Source organism: Winogradskyella vidalii (genome assembly GCF_013403955.1).
Classification (GTDB): domain Bacteria; phylum Bacteroidota; class Bacteroidia; order Flavobacteriales; family Flavobacteriaceae; genus Winogradskyella; species Winogradskyella vidalii.
Map to the genome: position 1 here is coordinate 312231 of NZ_JABFDG010000002.1, position 14364 is coordinate 326594.

The following is a 14364-nucleotide window of genomic DNA, read 5'->3' on the forward strand; positions in this document are numbered from 1 at the left end:
AATAATGAAATACCTTAAATTATTAGTTCACTATCTTTTTGTCTTTTGTTTGTTTTTTATAACGAGTGCTTTTAGTGCCGTAGGTAACAATGAAATTAAAGACAGTAATTTTTGTCCTGCTCCAATAATTAATACATTTTCGCCTTCTAGTGGACCAGAAAACACCTTAATTACGATTAATGGTAATAACTTTAATACGGCTAGTTCAGTATTTATAGGAGGTATAAATACCAGCTTCACAATTATTAATGATACACAAATCACCGCCCTTGTTCCCGATGGAGCTGCAGATTCGACTAACATTTCAATCTCGAGTAATGGAGGATGTACAGGAAATTCATCAAACAATTTTACAGTTTTGGAAGCTTCATGTACTATTAATGACATCTATTTCTCTGAGTTATATGACGCTCAGAGTGGTGCTTATGGCGTTATTGAACTCTACAATCCCACAAATACAACTGTAAATTTAGATGGTGTTTATGAGATTTTAAGATATGGAGATATTGGTGACTCAGACGCGGCTGCTACCGTTATTTCTTTAACAGGCTCAATCGCTCCATTAAGCACCTTTATTATTCAAAGTGATGGTTCTAATCCGTGCACTGGATTCGCTGTAGATTTTACTTTAGGAGCTGGGTTTAATGATAATGATGAATTCAAACTTAAAAAAAACGGAACCGTAATAGACCATGTTCAAGCTATAGATGAAAGAGGTTACACTATTATACGAAATGCAAATGCAGTAGCACCTGCAAGCACTTTTGACTCCAACGATTGGTATAGAGATGGTTTTGAAGATTGTAGCGACCTTGGCTCTCATACTGTCAATACATCAACTACCACTCCTAATATAACGCATCCGCTGTCTCAAGAAATATGTGAAAATGGCAACACTTCGTTTACTGTTTCAGTAGATTCTGGCTCATACACCTACCAATGGTTGATACTTAACAGTTCTGGAAATTGGGTGAACGTAAATAACAATAGTAATTACTCTGGAGCAACATCGAGTACATTAACAATTTTAAATGCATCATCTGGTTTTAGTGGTAATCAGTACTACTGTATTATGACTTCTACAGATTGTGATTTGGTCTCTAATGCAGTACAACTTCTAGTTGCTAACCCAAACGTCGATATATTATCTAATCAAACCCTTTGTACGAGCTATACTTTACCAACGCTTACCGATGGCAACTACTTTACAGGGACTAATAGTTCTGGGTCACCTCTTAATGCTGGTGATGTGATTTCAACTTCACAAACCATTTATATTTATAACGAAATTGGCACTGCACCTAATAATTGCGCTAATGAAAGTAGTTTTGACATCACCATTTCAGGAACACCGAATGTTGATACCATCGCTAATCAAACCCTTTGTTCGAGTTATACTTTACCAACGCTAACCGATGGTAACTATTTTACAGGAACTAATGGTTCTGGGTCACCTCTCAATGCTGGTGATGTGATTTCAACTTCACAAACCATTTATATTTATAACGAAATTGGTACTGCACCTAATAATTGCGCTAATGAAAGTAGTTTTGACATCACCATTTCAGGAACACCGAATGTTGATACCATCGCTGATCAAACCCTTTGTTCCAGCTATACTTTACCAACGCTAACCGATGGTAACTATTTTACAGGAACTAATGGTTCTGGGTCACCTCTTAATGCTGGTGATGTGATTTCAACCTCACAAACCATTTATATCTATAACGAAATTGGTACTGCTCCTAATAATTGTTCAAATGAAAGTAATTTTGATGTCACCATTTCAGGAACACCTAATGTTGATACCATTGCTAATCAAACTGTTTGTACGAGTTACACATTACCAACGCTAACCGATGGCAACTATTTTACAGGGACTAATGGTTCTGGATCTCCACTAAATGCTGGTGACGTGATTTCAACAGATCAAACCATTTATATCTATAACGAAATTGGTATTACACCTAATACTTGCTCAAATGAAAGTAGTTTTGAGGTTACTATTTATCCTACGACAGATTTCACTTTAGATGCATCTCATATTTCAACAATCAACAATACACTTATTGTTGACATGACAGATGTAACTTTTGAATACTTGTACGCAGTTGATGTCTCTAGCTTTCAAACCTCTAATATTTTTAATAATCTTTCCGAAGGTGTTCATACATTATATGTTAGTGACGAGAATAACTGTATTATTAAATCGCTCACATTTGAGATTCAAGTTGACCTTCATATTCCTGTGTTTTTCACCCCTAATAATGATACTGTAAATGATTTTTGGACTGTTATTGACAGAAATCAGATTGTAAAAGACATCCTTATTTTTAATAGGTACGGCAAACTTATAAAGCAATTAATTCCACACCAATATTCATGGGATGGCTTTTACAATGGTCATGTTCTCGAATCTAATGATTTCTGGTATTTAATAACACTTAGAGATGGAAAACAGCTCCGCGGTCATTTTGCTTTAAAGCATTAAATGGCCACATTATAAGCATAAAGCAGAGTGGCACATTACGATTTATAAAGCCAACTTAAGATGATATTATTGCTATCTCTTTTATTTTAACGCAATTGTAACTCACAACACATTTAAATTATAAGCGCTTTATCGTAACTTTGCATTATGCGATTTAAAATTGAGTCCGAATTTAAACCTACTGGTGATCAACCACAAGCTATAAAAAAACTAGCAAAAGGAATTACCGACAAGGAAAAGTATCAAACGCTCTTAGGTGTTACTGGTTCAGGAAAAACCTTTACCGTTGCTAACGTCATAGAGGAAGTGCAACGCCCAACTTTGGTGTTAGCACATAATAAAACTTTAGCTGCACAATTGTATTCTGAATTCAAACAATTCTTCCCAGACAATGCGGTTGAATACTTTGTTTCTTATTATGATTATTACCAACCTGAAGCTTACATTCCGGTTTCAGGTGTTTACATAGAAAAAGATTTATCTATTAACGAGGAAATTGAGAAGATGCGTTTAAGCACGACCTCCTCCCTTCTCTCTGGTCGTCGCGATGTCATTGTTGTAGCTTCTGTATCTTGTTTATACGGTATTGGAAATCCGGTTGAATTTCAAAAAAATGTAATTTCCATTGAACGTGACCAAGTGATTTCAAGAACGAAATTATTACATCAGCTAGTTCAGAGTTTATATGCTAGAACTGAAGCGGAATTCAAAAATGGAAACTTCAGAATAAAAGGCGATACGGTTGATGTGTTTCCTGGTTATGCCGATCACGCGTTTAGAATTCACTTTTTTGGTGATGAAATTGAAGAAATTGAAGCTTTTGATGCCAGAACCAATGAAATTATAGAACGTTACGACCGACTAAATATTTATCCTGCCAATATGTTCGTGACCTCTCCAGATGTGTTGAATGGTGCGATAAAAGACATTCAAGATGACTTGGTAAAACAATACGATTATTTTAAGGACATCGGCAAACATCTGGAAGCCAAACGCCTAAAAGAACGTACCGAATTCGATTTAGAAATGATTAGAGAGTTAGGCTATTGTTCTGGTATTGAAAATTATTCTAGGTATCTAGACGGGCGACTACCTGGCACAAGACCATTCTGTTTACTCGATTATTTTCCAGATGATTTTTTAATGGTAGTTGATGAAAGTCACGTTACCATTTCTCAAGTTCATGCCATGTATGGTGGTGATAGAAGCCGAAAAGTAAATTTGGTAGATTATGGTTTCCGTTTACCTGCTGCCATGGATAACAGACCTTTAAAGTTTGAAGAATTTGAGGCGCTTCAAAATCAAGTGATCTATGTGTCTGCTACGCCTGCGGATTATGAAATGCAAAAAACCGATGGCGTTTATGTCGAACAAATTATTAGACCAACAGGATTATTAGACCCTATTATTGAAGTCCGGCCGAGTTTAAACCAGATTGATGATTTAATTGAAGAAATCCAGAATCGTGTTGAAAAAGACGAACGAACACTAGTCACAACACTTACCAAGCGAATGGCTGAAGAATTGACAAAATATCTAACTCGTATTTCTGTCCGAACCCGATATATTCACAGTGATGTTGATACTTTGGAACGTGTTGAAATTATGCAAGATTTACGAAAAGGTGTTTTTGATGTTTTGGTTGGCGTTAACTTATTGCGTGAAGGTTTAGATTTACCTGAAGTTTCACTCGTTGCCATACTCGATGCTGATAAGGAAGGTTTTTTACGTTCGGCACGATCATTAACACAAACGGTTGGTAGAGCTGCGAGGCATCTTAATGGAAAAGCGATAATGTATGCTGATAAAATTACCAAAAGCATGCAAAAAACCATCGATGAAACTGAATATCGCCGTGAAAAGCAAGTTGCTTACAATACCAAACACAATCTCGTGCCAAAAGCATTGAATAAAAGTTTAGATAGTGCTTTAACTAAAAATTCAGTGAGCACGTACCGAACTGAACTCGATGCTCAAATAGCTGCAGAACCAGAAAGTGAATACTTAACTAAAACGGAACTTGAAAAGAAAATAAGAGAGAACCGTAAACTTATGGAACAAGCTGCTAAAGCCTTAGATTTTATGGAAGCGGCTAAATTTAGAGATGAGATTACAGCTTACCAGAGTAAGTTAGAAAAATTGAAGGTATAGTAAGTGTTCTTCTCGTAAAGGCAGAGAGTTGCAAAGAATAATCTCAAACTATTTATTGATTTAATACTTAAAGACTTTTACGAGATAATAATTAATAGTATGTAAATATGAGTTTCTAAATAGCTCTATTCAAATAATTATGAGATACCGATTTTCAGCGGTATAAGTTCAACTAGCTAAATTAAATGCGGGAAAAGGCTTTTCAATTCAGAGTTTTACTTAATTATATTGCACCTTAAAAATATCAATTAAGAAATCTGGTGGTACGATTTTATTTGGAAAGCTATCCATTAAATCTAATACTCTATTAATTGAATCATGACTTAAACCCATTCGCAATCCAAAGTTATGAATTTTAACCAATTGCTTCGGTGCCACTTTATGATCGAGATTCATTAATAATACCAATCTATGAAATTGTACAATACGTTCGCTGTGCGATTTTAAATGTACATATGTTACAGGGTGTTCAAATAAATACTCAAAATCTTCTTTAGAGATATCCAATTGCTTTGCTATACTGAATAAAAAATTATATTCAATAGCTTTTATATTTTCATCTATTTGAGCGAACGCAATCATTTCTGAAAGTAAGCTCAATTTTTCAACGCGATTTATCATCATTATGAGAGGGTTATTTTACACTGTAAAGTTAAACAGGTCCTTTATTTTATTGTCGTTGATATAATGTATCTTATCGAAAAGTTAAACGTATTTAGTCGACTTTATTTAACGTTTGTCAATACAGAATTTAAACTAATGCATAAAATATAAGCTTATTTGCTAGTTAACATCAACATTTAGCACATATAAACAAACACACCTAAAACACTAACCAACAAGTACTTACAACACAAATAAGTATAACTCTTTTTCCTCATTCCATAAAAATGATTTAGGTATATTTACTTACAAAATACGAAGATTCTTAAAAAGTCTAACTTTTAATAATTAGGCATGGTGCTCAATTTTTTTTGATGCCGAAAACTTTTTATGCTAGAGAGCGAAAAATTGACAAATACTCCAACTTGTACAAATGATAAACAAAGTTTTATTATTTAGATTGAGCGAAAAGGCTTTTCAATGGCTATATTCCTTTTTTTAAACTTTAAATTAAGAAAACGACTCACAAAACAACTAGTGTAAAAAATTATTATAAATTTTGTTTTAAAGCGCGCAAAGTAAAACTTGTCGAAGTCTTATATTTACAACTAGAATTTATTATGATAAGCACTTCGACTAAATTCATATAATAGCATAATTAAAAACAAATAGATTCTCACGTTGATGAGAATAAAATAACAATTCAATGACAAACAACGACATATTCAAAAAACTAAGAGTAGCCCATAAATTAAGAGATGATGATATTGTTAAAATCTTAGAATTAGTAGATTTCAGAATTTCTAAAAGTGAGTTAAATGCAATGTTTAGAAATGAGGACCACCCGAAATATATGGAATGTGGCGATCAAATTCTTAGAAACTTTTTAAATGGACTAATTATTCATTTACGTGGGCCAATGCCTAAGAAAGGCGAAAAAAAGAAGAAGGCCTAATTTTAATTAGCAGTTCAAAACTTTTACATTCATTTTAAGGTTGACACATTCGTTGAATAAATTGACTCATAATGAGCTATTTATAATAAGTTATAGTAATAAAAGCTAATACCTTTTAATAACGTAACACATCTAAATTTCGGATGTATCATTAAAACATAAAAAAAGAGCAACATATACATGTTGCTCTTTAATATTTTATATCATTCTAATCAAGTAAGATACTGAAATAAGTTCAGCATGTCATAGTTAAATTATGACAACACCTCTTGTACTTTGTCAGCAGCTTCTTGAAATTCTGTTGCACTCATAACATCTAAACCAGAATTATCAATTAATTTCTTAGCGATGTCTGCATTTGTTCCTTGTAAACGTACAATGATTGGTACGTTAATGTTACCCATATTTTTATAAGCATCAATGACACCTTGTGCAACTCTGTCACAACGTACAATACCACCAAAAATGTTGATTAAGATGGCTTTTACAGCAGGATCTTTTAATATAATCTGAAAAGCGGCTTCTACTCTAGCGGCATCAGCAGTACCACCAACATCTAAAAAGTTAGCTGGCTCACCACCTGCTTGCTTAATTAAATCCATAGTAGCCATAGCTAAACCAGCACCATTTACCATACAACCAACGTTTCCGTCCAAGTCCACGTAGTTCAAACCTAAAGCACCTGCTTCAACTTCAATCTGGTTTTCTTCACGTAAATCTCTTAATTGAGCTAAATCTCTATGTCTGTATAAGGCGTTAGCATCTAAAGTTACTTTAGCATCAACAGCCATTATTTTATCATCACTAGTTTTTAAAACCGGATTGATTTCAAATAAAGACGCATCCGATTTATCATAAGCGGTATATAAAGCGGTAACAAACTTTGTCATCTCTTTAAAAGCTGTACCAGATAAGCCTAAGTTAAACGCAATACGACGCGCTTGAAAAGGTAAAATTCCTGTTGAAGGATCAATCTCTTCATTATGTATTAAATGCGGTGTTTCTTCTGCAACTGTTTCAATATCCATACCACCTTCCGTAGAATATACAATCATATTTCTACCGTTTGCACGATTTAATAAAACTGACATATAATATTCACTCGGCTCATTCTCTCCTGGATAGTAAACATCTTCTGCTACTAAAACTTGGTGTACACGTTTCCCCTCCGCAGAAGTTTGTGGTGTTACCAAATCCATTCCTATAATTTGTCCTGCGATATCTTCAACTTCCTGAAGGTTTTTAGCCAACTTAACGCCGCCACCTTTACCACGTCCACCTGCATGAACCTGAGCTTTAATCACATGCCAACCTGTTGCTGTTTCAGCGGTTAATTGCTTCGCTGCATCTACAGCTTCTTTAGCACTTTGAGCTACAATCCCACGTTGGATACGTACGCCAAAACTACTTAATAATTCTTTTCCTTGATATTCGTGTAAATTCATTTTTAATCAGAAATTTATTGGTCGCACAAAAATAAGCATACTAATAGTTTTTACCAATTGTTTTTATTGTTGATTTAAACTCTTAACAATACATTAATTTGAAAATAACCTTATTAACTTAAATATTCTTTACTATTTTTTTTAATCAATTAAGCGCTTTATAGTAGAAAACGCTTTGTCAACCAAGTAGTCTTCAACAACAATTGTAAACTCATTAGTTGTAGAAACAACCTCGTATAAGGTGATATTTTCCCAAGCTAAACGTTTAAATATTTGATAATACAAGCCAACTATTTTAGAATTTCCTTTAGGTAAATATATACTAATCGCTGATAATTTTTCTTGCAATCCAATTTGAGTTTCATGTGCAAATGCCTTGAGCACACTTTCTTTTTCAGAAGTTGAAATAATGATGTTACTTTCAAACATTCCTCGTGTAAAAGCATAAAATATTTGATGATTCTCACTAATTGTTTCCAATATTTGAGAATGACTATTCACCAACGTCTTAGAATTCTGATACGTAAAATCACTTAAATTAGAACGGACTGTAATATCTCCTAATTCATTAAATGCTTTTTTTAAACTCTTAGAATTTTCGAGATTTAAAGGGTGTTGGTAACGCCGTAACGCCATCATAATAGCACCATCTTTAATAGGTTTCCGTAGCATTTTAGAAATCGGTTCATTTAAATCTTTTGCTAAGGCAGAAAAATTAATAATATCTCGAGACAGTCCCTCTTCCAAAAAAGGACTCGCCACAATTATATCTTGCACACAAGAAGCAATGGTTTTCACAGGCTTAAATTTTAATGACTCCTAAACAGAATAACTTTATAATGCCTAATTAGTCTTGTTAATTATTTAACATTTTGTGTAAAAATAGTAATTTTTTAGTATTTATATGTTTTAACTAATGATTACATTTACTTTTGACCCACAAAATAAAAACTTTAAGATTTAAATAAAATGAAAGAAAACACCTTATTAAAAATTGCAAAAGACTTTGGAAGTCCTGTATATGTATATGATGCTGAAAAAATTGAGTTTCAATACAAACGCTTAACAAAAGCATTTAGTAAGGTAAAACATTTAAAATTAAACTATGCCGTTAAAGCATTATCTAATATATCCGTATTAAAACTCTTTAATAAATTGGGTTCTGGAATTGATACCGTTTCAATTCAAGAATTAAAACTAGGATTAAAAGCGGGTTTTAGACCAGAAGAAATCATTTTCACACCAAATGGCGTATCGCTTGAAGAAATTGAAGAAGCTGCAAAGCTAGGCGTTCAAATTAACATTGACAATCTAACCATTTTAGAGCAATTTGGAACGAAACATCCAGAGGTTCCTGTTTGTATTCGCATAAATCCACATGTTATGGCCGGAGGAAACACTAATATCTCTGTTGGACATATTGATAGTAAATTTGGAATCTCTATACACCAAATACCATTATTACTTCGTATTGTAGAAAATACAAAAATGAATATCAACGGGATTCACATGCACACTGGAAGTGACATTTTAGATATTGATGTCTTTTTATATGCCAGTGAAATTTTATTTGAAACGGCAAAAAACTTTAAAACCTTAGAGTTTATTGATTTCGGATCAGGATTTAAAGTTCCTTATAAAACAGGCGATATTGAAACTAATATTGAAGAATTAGGCGAAAAACTATCGGAACGTTTTAATCAATTCTGCAAAGAATACGGCAAAGAATTAACCTTGGCTTTTGAACCTGGAAAATTTTTAGTGAGTGAAGCTGGCGTGTTTTTAGCGAAAGTAAATGTAGTAAAACAAACGACTTCAACTGTTTTTGCTCAGATTGATTCTGGTTTTAATCACTTAATTAGACCTATGCTTTATGGTTCTCAACATGAAATCGTTAACCTTTCTAATCCAAAAGGTCGCGAACGCTTTTATTCGGTTGTTGGTTATATTTGCGAAACAGACACATTTGCCAATAATAGACGAATTCCAGAAATAACTGAAGGCGATATTCTAAGTTTTAAAAATGCTGGTGCGTATTGCTACTCTATGGCTAGCAACTATAATTCACGCTACAGACCTGCTGAAGTATTAATCTATAAAGGAAAAGCACATCTTATTAGAAAGCGCGAAACGTTTGATGATATTTTAAACAACCAAGTAGATATTACCCTTTAATTTTTTTTGCGTTAACCTTTTATTGTTTTAAAGCATATTTGCGTTGTGATTGCTGCTATCTTTGATTGTTACTAACACAACTTAAATATGAAACAAATTGCGCCTAGAATAATCCGCCAAATTTTTGTTTTACTATTAATTATACTCTCTGGTAGTTTAATTTTTAGTGAAATGTTACCCTATTTGAGTGGTGTTTTAGGCGCAATAACGTTTTATATATTATTACGAAAAATGATGAAGCGTCTCGTCAATGAGCGTAATTGGAACCCTAAACTAGCAGCCATAACGCTTTTGCTTGGGTCGTTTTTTGTTATTTTAATTCCACTTACCGGTTTTGGAATTATGCTAGGCAACAAAATTTCAGATGTTGCCAGTAATAGTGAAAAAGTTATTGATGGTTTTAAAGAATTAATTGGTGAAATAAAATTTAAAACGGGGATTGATATCAACTCACAAATTGATACTGAATCTATAACCACTTGGCTCTCCAAAAGTGCGCAGAGTATGGCTGGAGACACATTTAATCTTTTTATTGCTATAAGTTTAATGTATTTTATGTTGTACTTTATGTTAACTAACCGAAAAAAACTAAGAGAATCGTTGCGAAATTATATCCCAATGGGTTCAAATAGCTTAAATCAAATTGGTGATGAAATACAAGCCATGGTTAAATCTAATGCTATTGGAATTCCTTTGGTTGCTATTGCACAAGGTGTAATTGCCCTCATCGGATTTTTAATTTTTGGCGTTGAAGAACCGCTATTTTGGTTTGTAATTGTCACTATTGGCTCCATGATTCCGTTTATAGGTACTTTTGTAGGTATTATTCCTGTTTTTATTTTAACATTATCTTCAGGTAATACATTTCAAGCTTGGGGAATTTTAATTTATGGCTTTGTCGTGGTTGGCTTAACCGATAACATTATTCGATTATATGCCCTTCAAAAACTAGATGATGTTCACCCCTTAATCACGCTTATTGGAGTCATCGTAGGCGTCCCTTTATTTGGATTTATTGGTTTAATTTTTGGACCTTTATTAATCAGTATTTTTATGGCATTGGTAAAAATCTATACGAGCGAATATAGCAAGTCAATCGACCAATCGACTACAGACCATAATTAAATTATAGATTGGCAATTAAGTTATTTGTAACTTTATAAAATTGTTATAATTAATTTAATTAATCCTCTCCTATGAATGCGCAATCGTCAACTCATCCACAAACCTCTCTTTTCACTTTACTTTTTCTATTTGCAAGTTTTTTATCATTTGCACAAGGCACAAGATTACTAAGACAACCAGATATAAGCTCAACTCATATTACTTATACTTATGGAAGCGATATTTGGGTTTCTAAACTGAATTCTAGTGATGCTAAACGGATTACTTCAACTGCTGCAAGTGAATCTAACCCCTACTTTTCTCCTGATGGAAATTGGATTGCTTTCAGTTCTAACAGAGCTGGCACCAACAATGTTTATGTTGTTTCTACAAATGGCGGAGAACCAAAACGCTTAACTTGGCATCCAAGCGGATCAACCGTTAGAGGTTGGACCAACGACGGCAAACATATATTATTTGCTAGCAATAGAGAAACGGCACCACGCCCTTACAACAGACTTTATACCATTCCTGTTGAAGGCGGAGCACCCCAATTAATAACTAAACAATGGGGAAATGACGGTGCTTATTCACCTGACGGAAAACATTTGATTTTAGACAAAATGGATCGTTGGGATGAAGAATGGCGTGCCTACAGAGGCGGGCAAAATACCCCACTGATTATATTAGATTTAGAAACTCAGGAGGAAATTTTACTTCCTAATAAACACACTACGGATATTCAACCAATGTGGTTAGGTAATACCATTTATTTCTTATCGGACAGCGATTTAGTGTCTAATATTTGGTCTTATAATCCCACAAGCAAAGCCCTAACCCAAATCACAAAATTTGAAGGTTCTGATATTAAATGGCTAAGCGGTAATGCGAATATTTTAGTTTATGAACGCGACGGTTATTTACACACCATGGATATTTCCACTGGGAAATCCACACAATTATCAATTAATGTGGTTGGTGATTTTCCTTGGTCCGAAACGAAGTGGGAAGATGTTTCAAATTCTACACGCTCCGCTTCGTTATCTCCAAATGGTAAACGTGCTATTATGCAATCGCGTGGCGACATATTTACTATTCCAGTAGAATTTGGTGATTCTAGAAATATTACCGAAAGCTCTGGTACCGCAGACAGACGACCAATTTGGTCTCCAAAAGGAGATAAAATAGCGTGGTTTTCTGATGCTGACAGAAAAAATTATGCCTTAATGATTTCGGATCAAGATGGTTTAACTGACCCTGAAGCGATTTCTATTGGCGAATCTAAATTAGGATGGAATCCGACCTGGTCTCCCGATGGAAAACATATTGCCTTTGTTGATGATGATGTAAGATTACGCTATGTAAACCTAGAAACCAAAAAGATTAAAACAATTGATGTCGGAGGAACAAATTTAGAACGTAACAGTATTGAATTAAAATGGTCTCCAGACAGTAACTACATTGCTTATGAAAAAGCAGCTTCAAATAACTTTAGACAAATCTATATCTACACTTTAGAAAAAGATAGCACAACACCAATAACAGATACGTTTGCCGATTCCTTTTCTCCTGCTTGGGATTTAAATCAAAAACAACTTTATTTTTTAGCCAGCACAGATGTGGCATTGGCTTCCGGTTGGGCAAATACAAGTTCTATGACTGCCGATCCAGCTTATGCTGCCTACGTAATTAACTTAGATGCCAATGACGATTCGCCGTTTAAACCTAAAAGTGACGAAGAAGCCATTAAAAAAGAAGATGGTGAGAAAAATGATGACAAAAAAGACGATAACGATTCGAAAGACAAAAAGGACGACGAGAAAAAACCGATGCTTATAGATTTCGAAAATATTGGACGTAGAACATTGGCGCTACCAATACCTTCAAGAAATTACGGCTATATTATTGCTGGTCCAAAAGGATCGATATTTATCTCGGAATACATGCCGAATAGTAGAAGCGCCACATTACATAAGTTTAACCTTAACAAACAGGATCTTAAAGAATTTGCTTCTGGAGTAAGATCTGTTACAGTCACCACCAACGGTGAACACATGCTAGCTCAAATTAATGGTAATTGGAAAGTCATAAATACAGGAGGAAATGATGCCAAAGGAGGCAAACGTTTAAAAGTAAATCTTCAAATGAAATTAAATCGTTCTGCCGAGTGGGAACAAATGTTTGAAGAAGCTTGGCGTTACGAACGTGATTATTTTTATGATTCTAATATGCATGGTCGAGATTGGAATGTTGTTTACAAACGTTACGCCCCATTAGTCCCTTTTATAAAACATCGTGCAGACTTATATTATATTTTAGATCAAGTTAATGGTGAATTATCTGTCGGTCATAGTTTTGTCCGTGGTGGCGATTACCCAGATATTGAACGTTCTACAACGGGATTACTCGGAGCAGATATCATTAGCGATAAATCCCATTGGAAAATTGACCGTATATACACAACGGAAAGCTGGAATCCTGGTTTAACAGGACCTTTGGATGCGCCCGGTTTGAATATAAAAGAAGGCCAATATATCGTTGGAATTAATGGCAAAGAAATTAAAGCTGACGACAATTTTTATGAATATTTAGACGGCACATCTGGTAAACAAACCATTCTTCATATTAATGACAAAGCAGAATTTAAAGACAATTGGCAAGAAATTGTTGAGCCTATTCGAAATGAAAATTCATTGAGACAACGTACTTGGGTTGAAGACAACCGCAGAATGGTAGATAAATTATCCAATGGTCGCTTAGGCTATATCTGGGTGCCTAATACAGGAGGTCCTGGCTTTGTATCTTTTAATCGCTATTATTTTGCACAACAAGACAAAGAAGGTGCTGTTATAGATGAACGCTTTAATGGTGGTGGTTTATTAGATGATTACATGGTAGATTTAATGACACGCAGTCTTAGAGCAGGATTAACAAATGAAGTCCCCAACGGAAAACCATTGACACTTCCTGCAGGGATATTAGGCCCAAAAGTTTTATTGATTAATGAACTCGCTGGCTCTGGTGGCGACTTTTTTCCATGGGTATTTAGACAGCAAAATGTTGGTAAATTAATTGGTATGACCACTTGGGGAGGCTTGGTAAAATCGTCCACACATTATGCGCTCATTGATGGCGGCTCATTAACAGCACCCGATAATGCCGTATTTGACCCAATCAATAATAAATGGGTAGCCGAGAACGAAGGCGTAGCACCAGATATTGAAGTGAGACAAGATGCAAAAGCACTATCTGATGGAAAAGACCCACAACTTGAAAAAGCTATTGAAGAACTAATGAAACAATTAGGTACTAAAAAAGAGGTTAAAGTTCCTCAGTATCCACAACCTGCCAAAGGCAATTAAAATAAAATTATGAATTGGTATCGCATTGGTACTTGCAGTAATTCCTTTCGTAAGATTTAAAAATTTTAAATCTTACGA

Annotated in this window: 9 protein-coding genes; 6 read left to right on the forward strand and 3 right to left on the reverse strand. The window is 34.3% G+C overall.

The window, feature by feature from the left end:
* Positions 1-4 precede the first annotated feature (4 nt).
* Complete coding sequence (locus HM982_RS08150) at positions 5-2491, forward strand: T9SS type B sorting domain-containing protein (RefSeq protein ID WP_179352650.1); 2487 nt, start codon at positions 5-7, stop codon at positions 2489-2491.
* Positions 2492-2638: 147 nt separating this feature from the next.
* Positions 2639-4642, forward strand: coding sequence for an excinuclease ABC subunit UvrB (gene uvrB, locus HM982_RS08155; protein WP_179352651.1), 2004 nt, complete (start codon positions 2639-2641; stop codon positions 4640-4642).
* Positions 4643-4861: 219 nt separating this feature from the next.
* Here the strand turns inward: uvrB and HM982_RS08160 are convergent, their stop codons facing one another.
* Positions 4862-5263 carry a TerB family tellurite resistance protein gene (locus HM982_RS08160; RefSeq protein WP_179352817.1) on the reverse strand — a complete coding sequence of 134 codons (402 nt, stop codon included), beginning with the start codon at positions 5261-5263 and terminating at the stop codon, positions 4862-4864.
* Between the two features lie 688 nt (positions 5264-5951).
* Between HM982_RS08160 and HM982_RS08165 the strand changes: the two genes are divergently transcribed.
* Complete coding sequence (locus HM982_RS08165; RefSeq protein ID WP_179352652.1) at positions 5952-6200, forward strand: DUF1456 family protein; 249 nt, start codon at positions 5952-5954, stop codon at positions 6198-6200.
* A 254-nt stretch (positions 6201-6454) separates the two neighbouring features.
* On the opposite strand, the gene sucC is transcribed toward HM982_RS08165, so the two are convergent.
* Together sucC and HM982_RS08175 are read right to left on the reverse strand one after the other, a co-directional pair.
* Positions 6455-7645 carry an ADP-forming succinate--CoA ligase subunit beta gene (gene sucC, locus HM982_RS08170; protein ID WP_179352653.1) on the reverse strand — a complete coding sequence of 397 codons (1191 nt, stop codon included), beginning with the start codon at positions 7643-7645 and terminating at the stop codon, positions 6455-6457.
* 141 nt (positions 7646-7786) lie between these two features.
* Entirely contained in the window at positions 7787-8443 is a 657-nt protein-coding gene (locus HM982_RS08175) for a hypothetical protein (protein WP_179352654.1), read from the reverse strand.
* A 171-nt stretch (positions 8444-8614) separates the two neighbouring features.
* On the opposite strand from HM982_RS08175, the gene lysA reads away from it, so the two are divergent.
* The 3 genes from lysA to HM982_RS08190 all read left to right on the forward strand — a co-directional run bounded on the left by lysA (position 8615) and on the right by HM982_RS08190 (position 14286).
* Positions 8615-9820 (forward strand): diaminopimelate decarboxylase, encoded by a 1206-nt coding sequence (gene lysA / locus HM982_RS08180; protein WP_179352655.1) that lies wholly within the window; start codon positions 8615-8617, stop codon positions 9818-9820.
* Positions 9821-9907: 87 nt separating this feature from the next.
* Positions 9908-10945: an AI-2E family transporter gene (locus tag HM982_RS08185; protein WP_179352656.1), complete on the forward strand. Its 1038-nt coding sequence runs from the start codon at positions 9908-9910 to the stop codon at positions 10943-10945.
* 71 nt (positions 10946-11016) lie between these two features.
* Positions 11017-14286, forward strand: a complete 3270-nt coding sequence (locus HM982_RS08190; RefSeq protein ID WP_179352657.1) for a S41 family peptidase — start codon at positions 11017-11019, stop codon at positions 14284-14286.
* Positions 14287-14364 lie beyond the last annotated feature (78 nt).